Genomic DNA, 16,110 nt, shown 5'->3' with positions numbered 1-16,110 from the left:
AAGGGTCCGGGGAGCAAGGACGCGAGGGCATGGTGTTCGTGCCGGGCGGAAGCTTCTGGATGGGATCCGATCATCATTACCCGGAAGAGAAGCCGGCCCATCGCGTCCGCGTCGACGGCTTTTTGATCGACGAGACCCCCGTCACGAATGCCGATTTCGCCGCTTTCGTCGCCGCCACCGGACATCGGACCTTCGCCGAATTCGCGCCGGACCCGCGCGACTATCCCGGCATCCTGCCGGAAATGCTCTATGCCGGCTCGCTCGTCTTCCGCGAGCCGACCGGGCGGGTCGATCTGCGCGACTGGTCGCAATGGTGGACGTTCCTGAAGGGCGCCAACTGGCGCCAGCCCTATGGGCCACGCAGCAGCCTGGCCGGCATGGACGATCATCCCGTCGTCCATGTCACCTATGACGACGCCATGGCCTATGCCCGCTGGAAGGGCAAGGACCTGCCGACCGAGGCGGAATGGGAATTCGCCGCCCGCGGGGGACTCGACCGGGCGGAATATGCTTGGGGCTCGGAACTGACCCCTGAGGGCCGCTACATGGCCAATACCTGGCAAGGATCGTTTCCAACGGTCAATCGCCAGCTCGACGGATACGCCCGCACTTCCCCGGCGCGGGCGTATCCTCCCAATGGTTACGGCCTCCACGACATGATCGGGAACGTCTGGGAGTGGACCTCCGACTGGTTCGCCTCGAAGCACGAGGCGGATGCCGGAAAGGCCTGCTGCATCCCCCGGAACCCGCGCGGCGGGCTCGAGTCCGCCAGCTACGACCCCTGCCTCCCCGACATAAAAATCCCGCGGAAGGTGCTGAAGGGCGGGTCGCATCTCTGCGCGCCGAACTACTGCCGCCGCTACCGACCTGCAGCGCGACATGCCGAGGCGATCGATACGTCGACCAGCCATGTCGGGTTCAGATGTGTTGTTCGAAATGAAGTTTAGAGGAAATCCGGTTCTGGACAGCGCGAAAACTGTCGGCACCGAGTGGAAATCGTTGGCTCTGAGGAAAACAGGTCGGATGCGTAGATCCTTGAATTTAATGGCCGCGTTTATAACGAGCTTCGCATTGCTGGTTGGCTCAGCGGTGGCGCAAGAAAATCCCGTCACGGCCATAGACATCGCGCTGGAACCAGACGCAGCTATGCTTCAACACGCGGAGGCGACCAATGCCCGCCTGCGCGCGGCTTTCCCAGAGGGCTACGCTCTGGATGCAACACACCGCCCGCATATCACGATCCTGCAGCGGTTCGTCGACACGGCAGCGCTCGACGAGGTCTACGCCGCGGTCGGTGCGGTCCTTGCCGCCGAAAACCCGGCCGAATGGACGCTGAAGACGCTCAAATACGACTTCATTGTCTCGGACCAGACCGGCGTGACAGCGCTGCTCGTCGAGCCGACGGACCAACTCATCCGGTTCCAGCAAAAACTCATCGACGCAGTTGCTCCCTTTACCGTGGAGACGGGAACGACAGCTGCATTCTTCACCACGGCGGTAGAACCCGACATCAACCAGCCAACAATTGACTATGTGAATCGCTACGTGCCGCACTCGAGTGGCAAGAACTTCATGCCACACGTCACAGTCGGTGTGGCCCCCCCAGATTATCTCCAGAAGATGATCGCCGAACCGTTCGACGCATTCACTTTCTCGCCCGCAGCGCTGTCAGTTTACCAGCTCGGAAATTTCGGAACGGCGCGGAATAAACTGCAGGCGTGGCAGCTGAAACCATAATTACGACCCTCCCGTCTAGCTCGTGCCCCATGTTGACCACGAGAACGGCGCCGGGAGGAAGGTTGAGATGCCCACGGCAAAGGAGCCGTCCCGCAAGGGCTGCGGGAGGGGCGCTAAAGAGTTTCACGAAACGGAGAATCGCATGAAACGGCTTCCTAGACACCCGTTCAGAGCTCGCTGGCTGGGGGTCGGCACGACGCTCCTGATGCTGGGATCCCCCGTGGTAGCCCAGGAGGCGCTGCCGTTTCCGCCAAAGCCCTCGGGCAGCAAGGCCGGACCGACGATCGCGGAATCGACCTACAGCCCCCTGCCGGCACAATCGCATCTTCCCGCCGACGCGCCGAACATCGTCGTGATCATGCTCGACGACGTCGGTCCGGCGCTTCCGAGCACCTTTGGCGGCGTCATCGAGACGCGCACGCTGAGCCGCGTCGCTGGCGACGGCATTACCTATAACCGCTTCCACAATGCCGCGATGTGCTCCCCGACCCGGGCGGCGCTGCTGACCGGGCGCAACCACCACCGCGTCGGCTATGGCCAGATCGCGGAGCTTGCAAACGACTGGGACGGCTATTCCGGCCTGATCCCGCGCACTTCGGCGACCGCGGCCAAGGTGCTCGGCTACTATGGCTACGCGACCGGAGCGTTTGGCAAATGGCACAACACGCCGGCCAACGAGACCACGGCCGTCGGTCCCTATACAAACTGGCCGGCGGGACAGGGAGTCGGATTCGACTATTTCTACGGCTTCCTGGCGGGTGAATCCTCGCAATGGGAGCCTGCGGTCGTCGAAAACACGGTCCGGCTGAATCCATCCGAAGGGAAGGACGAGTATCACTTCACTGAGGACATGACCGACAAGGCCGTCTCATGGATGAAGCAGGTCCATGCGCTGACGCCGGATCGGCCCTTCTTCATGTACTGGGCCCCCGGCGCTTCGCATGGTCCCCATCACATCTTCAAGGACTGGGCGGACAAGTATAAGGGGAAGTTCGACGACGGGTGGGACGTCATGCGCGAGCGCGTCTTCGCCCGCCAGAAGGAACTCGGCTGGATCCCGCAGGATACGGAGCTCACGCCGCGGCCGAAGACGCTCGCTGCATGGGCCGACATTCCCGAGGACGAAAAGCCGTTCCAGCGCCGCCTCATGGAAGTGTTCGCCGGATATACCGAACACGCGGACGCGCAGGCTGGCCGGCTGATCGATGCACTGGACGAGCTCGGCATCCGCGACAACACGCTCGTCTTCTATATCTGGGGCGATAACGGCTCGAGTGCTGAAGGCCAGAACGGCACGATCAGCGAGCTCCTGGCGCAGAATAACATTCCTTCCGACATCAAGGACCATATCCGAACCATGAACGAGCTGGGCGGCCTGGATGTTCTGGGCTCGTCCAAGGTCGACAACATGTACCATGCCGGCTGGGCCTGGGCCGGCTCGACGCCCTACCGTTCGACGAAGCTGATCGCCGCGCATTTCGGCGGAACGCGCACGCCGCTCGCGGTGTCCTGGCCAACAAAGATTAAGGCGGACAAAACGCCACGTCCGCAGTTCCATCACGTCAACGATATTGTGCCGACGATCTACGACATCCTGGACATCACGCCGCCCAAGCTCGTCGATGGCATCAGCCAGGATCAGTTCGACGGCACCAGCATGACCTATTCCTTCGCCTCGCCGACGGCGCCGGATACCAAGAAGGAGCAGTATTTCGAAGTCATGGGCAGCCGCTCCTACTACAAGGACGGATGGATCGCCTCGGCATTTGGGCCGCGAGTGCCTTGGCAGACGGGCGTCGATCCCGCGATCCTGAAATGGTCGCCGAAGGACGATGTCTGGGAGCTCTATGATCTCTCCAAGGACTTCTCGCAGGCGATGGACGTCGCCGCCGCCAATCCCGAAAAGCTCAAGGAGCTGAAGAGCGCGTTCGACGCAAGCGCGACAGACAACAAGGTCAACCCGGTCGGCGGCGGCCTCTGGTCTGCGGTCTTTCATCCGGAAGACGCGCCCGCCAACCCTGCCAGGACGTTCAACTACACCCAGGACGTCGTCGGCGTTCCCGAATTCACCGCACCGCGGCTCGGATCTCGCAGCAGCCTTGTCACCATCGATGTGGATTTGCAGCCTGACTCGAAGGGTGTGCTCTACGCGCTCGGCGCCGTCTCGGGCGGTGTCGCCCTGTGGGTCGAGAACGGTAAGCTCAACTTCGAGTACAATCTGTTCGAGATCGAACGGACGCAGCTGGCAACCTCCGCCCCGCTCCCGACCGGACAGGTCAAGATCGAGGTAGAGACGCGCAAGGTCGACGGCGCCCGCCCTGCGCCGCTAGACATTGTCATCCGCGTGGATGGCAAGGAGGTCAGCAAGGGGCGGGTTCCACGCTCGACGTCGCTTGCCTTCACCGCCAATGACGCCTTCGACGTCGGCCGGGACAGCTATTCCCCTGTCTCGCTCGCGTATTTCGACCGCAAGCCCTTCGCCCTCAACGGCAAGATCAGCCACCTGAAGGTCGATTACCTGGACTAAGCGCCGATCCGTCGGGGCGGCGGGCGAGACCCTCGCCGCCCCGACGAGCCCGGGCCGGAGCTTTCCAATCCGGCCCTCCTTTTTCTCAGGGTCGGCCGATCGCCGGCCCGGATTCCCCACCCTGCGGCAAGCCCCCTAGACGCGTCGCGCATAAGGGGTGGACGACGGTGGTTTTGCGGTGTCGAGCGCCGCGCGGGTGTACTAGGCGGAAGCTTCAACCGACCTTGGCCGGTACGGATTTCCCGCCCCAAGACCTTCTGCGACATGGGCAACACGTTCACGACGATAGCGCTGGTGCTGGCCCTCGCCTTCGTCCTCTAACGTCTTCGACGGTCAGGCTAAGATAGCTCGACGTCATCAGCGGCGTGATCACCCGCCTGCGACAGCACAATCTTGACGAAGATCAGCCACGATGCAGGCCGAGCGCGCGAGCCGCCTCCCATTGTCCCCGGAGCACCGACTGGATGCCGCAGCGGACGATCTCTGCGATCTGGGCCCTGGCATTGACGACGGGGCCCGGCGAGCAAGGCGGCGAATCGGGCCGCTTGCGGCACGCTGGCACCGCCCTCGCCTGTGAGTATGATCTTTTGTACTAGACATCATACGATACTTCCCCTTAGCCTCCCGCAACACAGGGTTGTCGAGAGGGGCGAGGGATGCGTGGCGTTTGGGTCGGAGTGCTGCTGGGAATCGCGGCGGCGTGCGTGCCTCTCACGGGCGCTCTCGCACAAACTCTGAACTTCTCCTGGCCGTCCAATGTCGGCCCGCTCGACCCGCACGGCTATGCGCCCAACCAGATGTTCGCGCAGGGCATGGTCTACGAATCCCTGGTGAAGTATCAGCCGGACGGAACCGTGGCGCCCTGGCTCGCGACCGCCTGGACCACCTCCGAGGACGGCCGCACCTACACCTTCACGCTCCGCGACGGGGTCACGTTCTCGAATGGCGAGCCGTTCGACGCCGCCGCCGTGGTCGCCAATCTGGACTCGGTGATCGCCGATCGCCGGACCCATGACTGGCTCGAACTGATCAACCAGTTGCAATCAGCCAAGGCGCTCGACGGGAGGACCGTCGAGCTGCGGCTGAAGGACCCCTACTACCCGCTCCTGCAGGAATTGGCGCTGGTTCGCCCCGTCCGCTTCATCGCGCCGTCGCAGCTCCAGGCCCCCGTCGGCGCCCGGGCGCCGATCGGCACGGGGCCTTGGAAGCTCGTCGAAACGCGGCTCGGCGAATATGACGTCTTCGCGCGCAATGACGGCTACTGGGGCGACAAGCCGGCCTATCAGAAGGTCGTCGTCAAGGTGATCGCGGACAGCAATACGCGGGCCGTCGCGCTGGAGACGGGCGACATCGACCTGATCTATGGCGACGAGGGACCGATCACGCCCGACACCTTCGCCCGCCTGAAGGCGCAGGGCTACGCGGCCGAGATTTCGCCGCCGCTGGGGACCCAGGTGCTTGCCCTCAACACCAACAAGGGGCCGACCCGCGACCTCGCCGTGCGACAGGCCATCAACCACGCCGTCGACAAGGACACGCTGATTCCAGCGATCTATCACGGCACGCAGACCAGGGCCGACACGCTGTTCGCGCCGTCCGCTCCCTATTCGGATGTCGGGCTGAAGCCCTATGGCTACGATCCGGCGCTGGCGGCGAGCCTGCTCGACAAGGCCGGCTGGGGTCTCGCGCCCGGCGCCCGCTTCCGCTCCAGGGACGGCCAGCCGCTGCAGGTGGAGCTCGCCTATATCGGCACCGACGCGGTGATGAAGTCGATGGCGGAGGTGCTGCAGGCGGATCTCGCCAGGGTCGGCATCGAAGTCCGGCTGCTCGGCGAGGAGGCCAATTCCTTCTATGTCCGCCAGACCGACGGCAATTTCGGTATGATCTTCGGCAACACTTGGGGCGCGCCCTACGATCCGCACGCCTTTGTCAGCTCGATGCGGGTACCGGCGCATGCCGATTACCAGGCCCAGCTCGGCCTCGCCGACAAGGCCGAGATCGACGCGAAGATCGGCCAGGCGCTGACGAGCACCGACGCGACGAAGCGCCAGGCGCTCTATGCCGACATCCTGACCCGCCTGCATGACGAGGCGGTCTACCTGCCCCTCACCTTCTCGACGGCCATGCTGGTGGCGCGCGACACGGTCGGCAATCTCGGCTTCGGCGCGACGCAGTTCGACTATCCCTTCGCCGCCCTGAAGCCGAAGGAGTGAGCGCGCCATGGCCGGCTTCATCCTGCGCAGGCTGCTGCTCCTGATCCCCATCCTGCTGGGCGTATCCATCCTGATGTTCGTGATCCTGCGGATGGCGCCCGGCGATCCGGCGGTGGCCTATCTCAAGCTCTCGAGCATCCCGCCCACGCCCGCCGCCGTGGCCGAGGCGCGGCAGACGCTCGGGCTGGACCGGCCGATCCTCGCCCAATATGTCAGCTGGCTCAGCAATGCAGTCCAGGGCGACTTCGGCGTCTCGCACGTCACGCGGCGACCGGTGATCGACGACATCCTGCACTACCTGCCGGCGACGCTACAGCTCGCGGGTGTGGCGCTGCTCTTCACGCTGATCGTCTCCGTTCCGCTCGGCATCTGGTCGGCGCGCTACAAGGATCGATGGCCGGATCAACTGGTACGCGCCTTCGCCTTTGTCGGCGTCTCCACGCCCAACTTCTGGCTCGGCTTCCTGCTGGTGCTGCTGTTCTCGCTGACGCTGAAATGGCTACCGCCCATGGGCAAGGGCGGCTGGCAGCACATGATCATGCCGGTGCTCGCCGTCTCGTTCATGTCGCTCGCGATCAACGCCCGGCTGCTGCGCGCCAGCATGCTGGAGACGGCGAGCGCCCGGCACGTGCTCTATGCGCGGCTGCGCGGCCTCGGCGAGCGGCAGGTGGAGCGGTCGCATATCCTGCGCAACGCGCTGCTGCCGATCGTGACGGCAACCGGCATGCATGTCGGCGAGTTGCTGGGCGGCACGCTGGTGATCGAAAGCGTATTCGGCTGGCCCGGCATCGGCCGCTATGCCGTCTCCGCGATCTACAGCCGGGATTTTCCCGTCATCCAGTGTTTCACGCTGTTCCTGGTCACCATCTTCGTCGTCTGCAATCTGCTCGTCGACATCCTCTATGCGTGGCTCGATCCGCGCATCCGCCTCAATGCGGAGGCCGCGATATGAGCGTCGCCAGCCTCGACGCGCGCGCCGCGCGACGCCGGATGTGGCGCCTGCCGATCCGCGACAGCTGGGCGGTGCGCATCGCCCTCCTCATCGTGGCCCTTCTGGCGATCGCCGCCGTCGCGGCGCCGTGGATCGCGCCTTACGATCCCGATGCCGTGGACCTGGCCCAGCGGCTGCAAGGGCCGAGCCTCGCCCATTGGCTCGGCACCGACCATCTCGGGCGGGACGAGCTTTCGCGGCTGATCTACGGCACCCGCGTTTCGCTCGGCTCGGTCGCCCTCAGCATCGTGCTGATCCTGGCCCTGGCCATCGCCGTCGGCGGCCTCTCCGGCTATATGGGCGGTCGGGTCGATCAGGCGATCATGCGGTTCTGCGATTGCTTCCTCGCCTTTCCGACCATCGTGCTGGCGCTGTTCCTGATCGGCATCCTCGGCACCGGCATGGTCAACGTCATCATCGCCATCGCGCTGTCGCACTTCGCCTGGTATGCGCGCATGGTTCGCGGCCTTGTGCTGTCCTTCCGGCAGCGCGATTTCGTGCTGGCCTCGCGCGCCGCCGGCGCCAGCCGCGTGCGGGTGTTCTTCGAGCACCTGTTTCCCGCGATCATGGCGCAGATGATCGTGCTGGCGACCCTCGACATCGGCCACATGATGCTGCACGTGGCCGGGCTTTCCTTCCTCGGCCTCGGCGTGCAGCCGCCCACGGCGGAATGGGGCGTGATGATCGGCGACGCGCGCCAGTTCGTCTGGTCTATGCCGATGCTGATCCTATGGCCGGGCCTCGCGCTTCTCCTCAGCGTCATGGCCTTCAACATTCTGGGCGATGCGGTCCGCGACCGGCTCGACCCGAGCCTGCACGGGGACCACCAGCATTGAGCGATACGCTGACGATCGAAAACCTGCATGTCGCGGCGCGGCACGGCCATCACGACCATGTGCTGGTCGACGGCGTCAGCCTGACGCTTCGCCGGGGCCGCATCCTCGCACTGGTCGGCGCCAGCGGCTGCGGCAAGTCGATGACCTGCAGCGGCGCGCAGGGCGTGCTGCCGCCGGGTGTACGGGTCACGCAGGGGCGCGTGCTGCATGACGGCAGGACGATCGCGCCGGAACAACTGCGCGGCCGGATCGTCGCGACGATCCTGCAGAACCCGCGCAGCGCCTTCAACCCGATCCGCACCATGGCGGATCATGCACGGGAAACTCTTCGCGCCGTCGGCAGGCTCGAGGGCGACTGGCGGAACCGGACGCTCGAGGCCTTCGCAATCGCGGGGCTCGAGGACGCCGAAAGCGTGCTGCCGCTGCACGCCTTCGAGATGAGCGGGGGCATGCTGCAACGGGCGATGATCGCGCTCGCCCTGCTTTCGGACGCGCCATTCCTGTTCGCGGACGAGCCGACGACCGATCTCGACCTGATCGTGCAGGCCCGCATCCTCGACCTGCTCGACGAGCTGGCGCGGCAGCGCAATCTGGGCGTGCTCCTGATCACGCATGACATGGGCGTGGTCGCCCGCCTCGCCGACACGGTGGCGGTGATGGAGAACGGGCGGATCATCGAAACGGCAACCACCCGGGAGATCTTCGACAATCCGCAACGCATCGCGACGCGCGAACTGGTCGAGGCGCACATGTCGCTCTATCCGGAGGTCGCATGAGCGTGATCCTCGCCGCCCGCTCGGTCTCGAAGTCCTATTCCAGCTATTCGCTCACCGGCCGATCCGCTCCGAAGACGGTGCTCCGGGACGTGTCGCTGGATATCGCGGCCGGCGAGAGCATCGCCCTGCTCGGACGCAGCGGATCCGGCAAGAGCACGCTCGGCCGGCTGCTGCTGGGTTTCGAGCGGCCGGATGGCGGTAGCGTGGCGTTCGAGGGCGAAAGCGTGAGCGGCCTTTCGGGCGAGCGGTACCGGCACTATCGGCGCTCGGTGCAGGTGGTGCTCCAGGATTCGCTCGGCGCCGTGAATCCGCGCCATAACATCGGCCGGATCATCGCCGAGCCGCTGCGCCATCTCACCGATCTGACCGAGGACGCGCGAAGCGAAAGGGTTCGCTCGCTGCTGGCGCAGGTGGGCCTGGTTCCCGACGACGCCCGCAAGCTTCCCTCGCAGATGAGCGGCGGCCAGTTGCAGCGCGTTTGCATCGCCCGCGCCATCGCGCCGGCGCCGCGGCTGCTGGTGCTGGACGAGGCGGTATCCAATCTCGATCTCGTGCTCCAGATGCAGATGATCGCGCTGCTCAGGGATCTTCAGGCCCGGCTGAAAATGGCCGTGCTGTTCATCACCCACGACCTTCGGCTAGTGCAGCTGTTCTGCAGCCGCGTCATCGTGCTCGCGCAAGGCGCCATCCAGGAAGACGCTCCGGTGACGCGGGGGCTGGCGCTGCGCTCGGCCGAGGGTCGGCTGTTGCAGGACGCTATCCTGCCGGCCCGGCCCGTCCATCGGGCGCCGGCCTTCTGCGACTGAACTGACCGCGCGGCAGACAATAGAGTTGGGCCGGCCTCGCCCCATGGTGGGATAGGCCGGCCCCTTTGTTTCCGTCGCCGCCTCAGCGCGGCGCGAGATCCGGCGCGAGGAGGCCTTCTGCGACAAGATCGGCCCAGAGCGCGTCGGGGATCGCCACGTCCATCGCCGCCATGTTGCGATCGAGATTGCGCTTGCTGCTGACGCCGATCAGCACCGACGCCACGGCCGGATGGCTGAGCGGGAAGCGCTGCGCGGCGACCGCCAGCGGCACGCCATGGCTGCGGCAGATGCGCTCCAGCCGGTTGACGCGCTCGACGATCTCGGCCGGCGGTTCGGCATAGTTGTAATGCGCGCCCGGCACGGCGCCGGTGGCCAGGATGCCGGAATTGAACACGCCGCCGATCACCAGGCTGGTGCCGCGCGCCACGCAGGCCTCGAGCAGCGGCCGCGCGCCCTCCTGCTCCAGCAGCGTGAAGCGGCCGGCGAGCAGGAACGCATCGATCTCGGCATGATCGAGCGCCTGAAGGCAGACCTCGACCTCGTTGACGCCGAGGCCGATCGCCTTGACGTCGCCGCTGGCGCGCAATTCCTGCATCGCCTTCAGGCCGCCCGACATGGCGACGGGGAAATATTCCGCGTTCTGTTCGACGCCATGCGTGTCGACGCCGATATCGTGCATGTAGAGCACGTCGATGCGGTCGAGGCCCAGGCGATGCAGGCTCGCCTCATGCGAGCGCAGGATGCCGTCATAGGAATAGTCATATTCCTGCTCGAACGGCAGCACGTCGACGAAGCCATAGAACCCCATCTCGCGGCCGCGCAGCGGCGTCAGGATGCGGCCGACCTTGGTCGAGAGCACATAGCTGCCGCGCGGCTTGGAGCGCAGGAAGTCGCCGAGGCGGCGTTCGCTCAGGCCGTGGCCATAGCGGGGCGCCGTATCGAAGAAGCGGATGCCGGCATCCCAGGCCGCCTGCAGCACCTCATGGGCGGCCTCGTCGGAGACCGCCTGGTAGAGATTTCCGATTCCGGCGCCGCCGAAGCTGATCGTCGTGACATCCAGTCCGCTCCGACCGAGCGGGCGCGTGGCGATGGTCATGTCAGCCTCCGAACTCGTTGGCGGCGATCGATTCCGCCTTCATCTCGATCGAGAAGCCGGGGAGCTTGGGCGGCATGTAGGCGGCGTTGCGGATGTCGCAGGGCTCGACGAAATGCTCGTGCAGATGGTCGACATATTCGATCACGCGGCCTTCCTTGGTGCCGGAGACGACGAGATAGTCGATCATCGACAGGTGCTGGACATATTCGCAGAGGCCGACGCCGCCGGCATGCGGCCAGACCGGCAGCTTGTACTTCGCCGCCATCAGCAGCACCGCGAACACCTCGTTGAGGCCGCCGATGCGGCAGGCGTCGATCTGGACGATGTCGATCGCGCCTTCCATGATGAACTGCTTGAACAGGATGCGGTTCTGGCACATCTCGCCGGTGGCGACCTTCACTGGCGCCACGCCGGCGCGGATCTTGCGGTGGCCGGCGACGTCATCGGGGCTGGTCGGCTCCTCGATGAAGAACGGATTGGAGAACTTCAGCTTGCCGACCCAGTCGATCGCCTGGTCGACTTCCCAGACCTGGTTCGCGTCGATCATCAGGTAGCGGTCCGGCCCCATGACCTCGCGCACCGCCTTCAGGCGACGGATGTCGTCTTCCAGGTCGCGGCCGACCTTCATCTTGATATGGGTGAAGCCGGCATCGACCGCCTCCTGCGCCAGGCGGCGCAGCTTCTCGTCGGAATAGCCGAGCCAGCCGGCCGAGGTGGTGTAGCAGGGATAGCCTTCGGCCAGCAGCGTGGCGCGGCGCTCTTCCTTGCCCTTCGCGGCTTCGGTCAGCAGCGCCAGCGCTTCCTCCTTCGTGACGCAATCGGTCAGGTAGCGGAAGTCGATGATGTCGACGAGCTGTTCCGGCGTCATGTCGGCGACGAACTGCCAGACCGGCTTGCCGGCTTCCTTGGCCATCAGGTCCCAGAGCGCATTGACGACGGCGCCGGTGGCGAGATGCATCGCGCCCTTGTCTGGGCCGATCCAGCGCAGCTGGCTGTCGGCGGTCAGGTGGCGCCAGGCGCGGCCGGGATTCTCCCGCACCCAGTCCATGTCGAGGCCGACGATCAAATGGCGCATCGCTCGGATGGCGGCGCAGCAGATGTCGTTGCCGCGACCGATCGTGAAGGTCAGGCCGTGCCCGTCGAGCCCGTCCTTGTCGGTCTTCAGGATGACATAGGCGGCCGAGTAATCGGGATCGGGATTCATCGCGTCCGACCCGTCGAGCGACTGCGAGGTCGGGAAACGAAGGTCGTGCACGGCGATGTCGACGATGCGGGTCATGGGCTTTCGGTCATCCATATGCAGGGGAGTTCAGGTCGATGCGGTCGGCGTCTGGGCAGCGGGGCTGTCTATCCTACGACCGGCGCACGGAACGTGTCAGTAGGGCTTGTGTCCGTCCGTCGCGTCAGATTTGAATGTGATATTCATATGTAAGCAATCCAGGCAGGGCGGTCAATCGCGCTCGGCCCGAAGGCGGACAGCGAAGGCGGGTCGCGCGGTGCGCCCCGTCAGCCCCGACGCCGCTTGCGCTTGCGGCCGGTTTCAAAGGCTCGCGTAAAATCCAGCCAGCGGCGGCGCAGCGCCGCCTCGCCCTCCGTCAGCGTCACATGCTGCCGGGCAAGGACGATGTCGGTCGCCCGCCGCGCCCCCGGCGACAGGCCTTCCTCGACGAGCTGGTTCAGCAATTCCGAGGCCCGGATCGCGTCGTTCAGCCGGCCAAGCTGGTCCTGAAGACGCTTCAGGGTCGCCACGTGGCGGCGCGCCGCCTTGCGCTTCTGGACGATCGGCAGGAAGAGATCCGCCGCATAGGCGAGCGACTTCACGCGGATGCGCAGATGGTGCCGCCCCTCGGCATCCAGCCGATCGAACTTGCGGCCACGTTTCAGGACCTGGCGATGCAGGTCCGCGAGCGCCTTCCTCGCCAACCCCTTGATCGGCTTTGCGAAGCGGGCCTCCCCGCCGGGCTCGGTGTCGCGCCAGCCATGCCGGCTGGTCCAGAGGCCCAGGCTGAGCAACAGGCGCCCGGCCCGGCCGCCCGTCATGGCCTCGGCTGCCTTGGCATGCGCCAGGTCGCGGTGCTGCTCGATCCGCTGCACCAGCGTGCGAAATCCGGCCCGCTCCAGGTCTGCCGCGGTCACGGCCGGCACGATTTCCTTGGCCAGCACATCCCAGTCGCGGGCCTCGCCGAGCTCTCCGGCCAGCCAGCGAACTTCATCCGCCAGCACGCCGGCCAGCAGGCCGCCCTCGCTTCGCTTCACCAGCCAGAGCCCCATGCGGATGTGCCGAAGCGCCACCCGCATGCCATGCACGCCCTCCGCATCGGCGGGATCAGCCACGCGCGGCACGTGATCGACGGCCTGCGTCAGGGCGGGGCCAAACAGGGCGCCGAGCGCCTGGTCGCGCGACATATCGCGGGTGAGGCGGACCTCGTTCGCCGTCTCCCGGCCGGGACCGCCCAGAGCCAGCGCAAAGCCGCGATCGGATTTCGTCCGCCCGCTCGGCACCAGCGGCGCATGGTTTGACAGTTCCAGCGCCAGTTCGTAGAGCGCGGTCACCGAACCGCGCTTAAGCTCCAGCTCGACCTCCGCGACCGGCTCGATGCGTTCGCCGGCCAGGATCTGGCCCCGGTCCAGGGCGACCTCGATGGTGGAGCCGGCAAAGTCCAGCGTCACCTGCTGCCGCTCGATCCGGGCCGTGAACAGCGGCCGCAGCGGCGCGGCGCCCAGCGCATCGGCCATGTCGGCCGGCAAGAGCCGGCTCAGGATCGCGCCGTCGATCGAGGACGAGGGCACTGCTTCTTCGCGCTCGAAGCGCGACAGCCCGGCGCCGCGCTGCGCCTTGACGGTCATCACGAAGCGCCCCCTGTCCTCGCGGACCCTCAGCGTATAGCCCGACTGGCGCAGGAGCAGCGCGTCGGTGTCGTAATAGGTCGAGAAAAGCTGGCGCGTGCGCCATCCGCCGACGCCGGCGAGGATCGGCGCGGTGGCGATCGCGGCGAGCTGCGAGGGATCGCGGCAGGTCAGCTTGAGTTCGATTTCGCAGTCGGTGGCGATGTCCGCCGCGGGCATCGGCAAGAGTGCCGCTGCACCCATCTTCCCGCCCTGTGTGCCGCGCAAATCCGCCTCCCGGTTCAAGCGACGTCCGCGAAGGAACCCCGCCGTGGCAAGCCTCACACCACCTCCAGATGTACCGCAAATGGCCGCGCTTGACCAACGCCCCCGGTGGGACGGCTCGCCGAGGGCCCGGTGCCGTCCGTACGATCCAATCGTAACCCGGAAAACCGGTTTGGCAGCCCGTGAATAGGGCGACATCATATGATGATTTTACGGACAATATTATGCGTTGATATTTGATAGCGACTGCCATAGCGTGACGTTTCAGGACTGCGGCGGAGCGCTGAAACGGGGGCGGAGGGCCCCCTCGCCGAGGCCGCCAACGATCTTGATGCAGGCCTGTCGCCATCCATCGGCAGGCGGATTTCGGCCAAGGTGCGGGACGTGGCAACGAACCCTCGCCCGGCCAGGAAAACAAGGCGAAGACCGGCTCCGACGGACGGCAACAGTCTGCGGAACGGGACGACGGGAAGGACGGCCGCGCCGCCCTTCCGCGCGACGACGCGGAAGACCATCCAAGGGAAGGGGTTCACCATGAAGACCAGAGATACAGGGAAGACCGTTGCGGGCGGCCTCGATCGGCGCGCCTTTCTGAAGGCCGGCGGCGGCGCCGCGCTGGGCGCCCTCCTGGCGCCAGGCCTGGCCGGGCGCGCCGAGGCCGCCGGCTTTACCGGCTCCCTCGACATGCTCGCCTGGGATTTCCAGCCCGACACGATCAAGAAGCTGGTCGGCGAATGGACAGCCAAGGGTAATCCGGCCGTCAATGTCGCCGTGATCCCCAATCTCGGCTATTCGCCCGCCCTGCAGACGCGCCTGCGCGGCGGCGACGCAATCGATCTCTATTACAACTTTGCCTACAACTCGCAGAAGTTCATCGATCAGGGCTGGGCCTCGAAGCTGAACGGGCTGCCGGGCGTCGACGAAATGGTCGGCGACATGTTCGAGAGCGCGCGCGCGGCTTATGTGAACGCGGCCGGCGACATCATCAGCGCGCCCTATTTCTCCGCCGTCCACATGATGCATTACAACCAGCGCATGCTGAAAGACGCCGGCATTGCCGCCGCGCCGCAGACGCTGAAGGAAGTCTATGACGCGTCGAAGACGCTGAAGGACAAGAACGTCGTCGCCTCGCCCTATGTCGCCTATTGGGTGAAGGAATTCTGCGAGGAATACCTGCACACCTATCTGCTGAACGAGGGCGTCACCGCCTTCGACGCCGCCGGCAAGCCGGTCTTCGCCGACGACCCGAAGACCGAGGGCGTCTTCGAATGGTGGCAGACCATGTATCAGGAAGGCCTGGCGCCGAAATCGGTGCTGAACGACGACCCGGGCAAGCTCTCCAACCAGATGGCCCAGGGCGAGGCCGCCTTCTTCGTGCTGCATCACTATTTCCTGTCGTCGATCCGCAGCCTGGGCGGCCCGGAATCGGCCAATGTCATGCAGGGGCCGATCGGCGGGACGAACCACACCTTCCAGATCGGCGAGGTGCTGCAACTCGGCGCCGGCGAGGATCCCGCCCGGCGCGAGGCGGCCTGGGACCTGATGAAGTTCTATGGCTGGAAGGACTCGGCCGGGAAGTTCAGCGTGTTCAACCAGTGGGCCAAGGCCGCCGGCCTCGCCGCGCCCTATCCCGGCTTCTTCACCGACCCCGACGTGATCGCCGCCTTCCCGGACTATTATGACCTGCCGCTGATCTCGAAGACCTTCGAGACCGGCTCCAAGGTCGTGCCGGCGCGCACGCTTCCCTGGTATCCGGACTTCCAGGCCAAGGTCGGCGACGTCGTGCACGCGCTGCTGCTCGGCCAGGCGACACCGAAGCAGACGGTCGAGGCCCTGACAGGGGCGGCGAACTCGGCCCAGAAGGGCCGCAGCCTTTAAGGCGGTCGCTCTCAGCCGGAAGGCCTAGCTCACCGAGTGCGGATCTGGCCCGAGCGGTGAAGCGAAAAGCGGGACGGAGGACGGGGCCGGGCGACAGCGCCGGCTCGGCTCCCGTCACCGGCACTCCCTGACCTTGCCC

The 16,110-nt window shown here is 65.9% G+C and carries 12 protein-coding genes; 9 read left to right on the top strand and 3 right to left on the bottom strand.

Features of this window, described 5'->3' with window-relative positions; all coding sequences use genetic code 11:
- Nucleotides 1-29: 29 nt before the first annotated feature.
- The 8 genes from ABIE08_RS18550 (at nucleotide 30) to nikE (ending at nucleotide 9,886) form a co-directional block, all read left to right on the top strand.
- Nucleotides 30-947 (top strand): formylglycine-generating enzyme family protein, encoded by a 918-nt coding sequence (locus ABIE08_RS18550; RefSeq protein ID WP_436409582.1) that lies wholly within the window; start codon nucleotides 30-32, stop codon nucleotides 945-947.
- Nucleotides 910-1,737, top strand: a complete 828-nt coding sequence (locus ABIE08_RS18545) for a 2'-5' RNA ligase family protein (RefSeq protein ID WP_354553326.1) — start codon at nucleotides 910-912, stop codon at nucleotides 1,735-1,737. The genes ABIE08_RS18550 and ABIE08_RS18545 overlap by 38 nt, the downstream gene beginning before the upstream one ends.
- 142 nt (nucleotides 1,738-1,879) lie before the next feature.
- On the top strand, nucleotides 1,880-4,264 hold the full coding sequence (locus tag ABIE08_RS18540) for an arylsulfatase (protein WP_436409577.1): 2,385 nt from the start codon (nucleotides 1,880-1,882) through the stop codon (nucleotides 4,262-4,264).
- Nucleotides 4,265-4,920: 656 nt separating this feature from the next.
- Nucleotides 4,921-6,477 (top strand): nickel ABC transporter substrate-binding protein, encoded by a 1,557-nt coding sequence (gene nikA / locus ABIE08_RS18530; protein WP_354553324.1) that lies wholly within the window; start codon nucleotides 4,921-4,923, stop codon nucleotides 6,475-6,477.
- 7 nt (nucleotides 6,478-6,484) lie between these two features.
- The gene (gene nikB / locus ABIE08_RS18525; protein ID WP_354553323.1) at nucleotides 6,485-7,429 is read left to right on the top strand and encodes a nickel ABC transporter permease subunit NikB; all 945 of its coding nucleotides are present in this window, start codon (nucleotides 6,485-6,487) and stop codon (nucleotides 7,427-7,429) included.
- Between the two features lie 38 nt (nucleotides 7,430-7,467).
- Complete coding sequence (gene nikC / locus ABIE08_RS18520) at nucleotides 7,468-8,304, top strand: nickel ABC transporter permease subunit NikC (RefSeq protein WP_354553611.1); 837 nt, start codon at nucleotides 7,468-7,470, stop codon at nucleotides 8,302-8,304.
- Nucleotides 8,301-9,080 (top strand): nickel import ATP-binding protein NikD, encoded by a 780-nt coding sequence (locus ABIE08_RS18515; protein WP_436409576.1) that lies wholly within the window; start codon nucleotides 8,301-8,303, stop codon nucleotides 9,078-9,080. Before nikC ends, ABIE08_RS18515 begins: the two co-directional genes overlap by 4 nt.
- The gene (nikE, locus tag ABIE08_RS18510) at nucleotides 9,077-9,886 is read left to right on the top strand and encodes a nickel import ATP-binding protein NikE (protein ID WP_354553322.1); all 810 of its coding nucleotides are present in this window, start codon (nucleotides 9,077-9,079) and stop codon (nucleotides 9,884-9,886) included. Before ABIE08_RS18515 ends, nikE begins: the two co-directional genes overlap by 4 nt.
- Before the next feature lie 82 nt (nucleotides 9,887-9,968).
- On the opposite strand, the gene ABIE08_RS18505 is transcribed toward nikE, so the two are convergent.
- The 3 genes from ABIE08_RS18505 to ABIE08_RS18495 form a co-directional block, all read right to left on the bottom strand.
- Complete coding sequence (locus ABIE08_RS18505) at nucleotides 9,969-10,976, bottom strand: aldo/keto reductase (RefSeq protein ID WP_354553609.1); 1,008 nt, start codon at nucleotides 10,974-10,976, stop codon at nucleotides 9,969-9,971.
- Between the two features lie 7 nt (nucleotides 10,977-10,983).
- Nucleotides 10,984-12,261, bottom strand: coding sequence for an L-fuconate dehydratase (locus ABIE08_RS18500; protein WP_354553321.1), 1,278 nt, complete (start codon nucleotides 12,259-12,261; stop codon nucleotides 10,984-10,986).
- Nucleotides 12,262-12,488: 227 nt separating this feature from the next.
- On the bottom strand, nucleotides 12,489-14,096 hold the full coding sequence (locus tag ABIE08_RS18495) for a CYTH and CHAD domain-containing protein (RefSeq protein ID WP_354553320.1): 1,608 nt from the start codon (nucleotides 14,094-14,096) through the stop codon (nucleotides 12,489-12,491).
- Between the two features lie 531 nt (nucleotides 14,097-14,627).
- On the opposite strand from ABIE08_RS18495, the gene ABIE08_RS18490 reads away from it, so the two are divergent.
- Nucleotides 14,628-15,971 (top strand): ABC transporter substrate-binding protein, encoded by a 1,344-nt coding sequence (locus tag ABIE08_RS18490; protein ID WP_354553319.1) that lies wholly within the window; start codon nucleotides 14,628-14,630, stop codon nucleotides 15,969-15,971.
- The last annotated feature ends 139 nt before the right edge of the window (nucleotides 15,972-16,110 follow it).

It is taken from the genome of Kaistia defluvii (genome assembly GCF_040548815.1).
GTDB lineage: Bacteria > Pseudomonadota > Alphaproteobacteria > Rhizobiales > Kaistiaceae > Kaistia > Kaistia defluvii_A.
Note: the sequence above shows the minus strand (reverse complement) of the source record. Positions and strands in the feature narration are given on the sequence as shown.